The organism is Paenibacillus sp. UASWS1643, from assembly GCF_008693195.1.
Taxonomy (GTDB): domain Bacteria; phylum Bacillota; class Bacilli; order Paenibacillales; family Paenibacillaceae; genus Paenibacillus; species Paenibacillus amylolyticus_B.
In genome coordinates, this window is the sequence record NZ_VXKZ01000052.1 from 1 (window position 1) to 624 (window position 624).

1 protein-coding gene is annotated in these 624 nt (G+C 51.6%); it reads left to right on the forward strand.

Translation table 11 applies throughout. The features are described from left to right. On the forward strand, positions 1-218 hold a 218-nt coding region (locus FE296_RS32540), incomplete at its 5' end, for a hypothetical protein (protein ID WP_190944954.1). Between the last annotated feature and the right edge of the window lie 406 nt (positions 219-624).

The window sequence follows — 624 nt, forward strand, 5'->3', positions numbered from 1 at the left end:
CATGGCGGCATCATGTCCGCTCCGCTTCGCTGCGCTCCCATCAAGCAGCCATGCATAAAGGCAGCACCATGATTCCGCTGCGCTCCATCATCGTGCCAGGGATCTGTGAGTTGAATCAGGGAAGGAAGGAGAGAACCGGCATGCGCCGGTTCTTTTGGATTGAAAGCATTTTTTTCCCTTTTGCCTTCCGCATGGTAACCCGGGCAAAAGCCTACTAAGTGTCCGGCAGGCCGAGCCTCCGGCTTCGCCCCTCCACCTCCCGGACACTAAGTAGGCGGCCAGTCGTTCAAGGGGCAACAAAACTTTTTCTTCCCATTGGAAAAGAAAAAGCGGAAGAAAAACTTTTGTGTGCTGATCCCTTGACCGTCTGGCATTGCCCGGGTTCCCAAGCATGCGTCAAAAGGGAAAAAAATTCCCCTTTGGGGATGCCAGCCCCGCGGCAGGCAACGTCCAAAAAATCTTTTTTGACACCCAAACCCAATTCAAAAAGAGAAAGGATGAAGTGCAATGCAAAAGCAAATTTTTATCGGGTTGTTTCCATTAGGAACGGTGGTAGTGACACCGGGATGCAAGGAAGTAACGAGCGAGGAAGAACGGATTTCAGCACTAACCCGCCACGTAAAT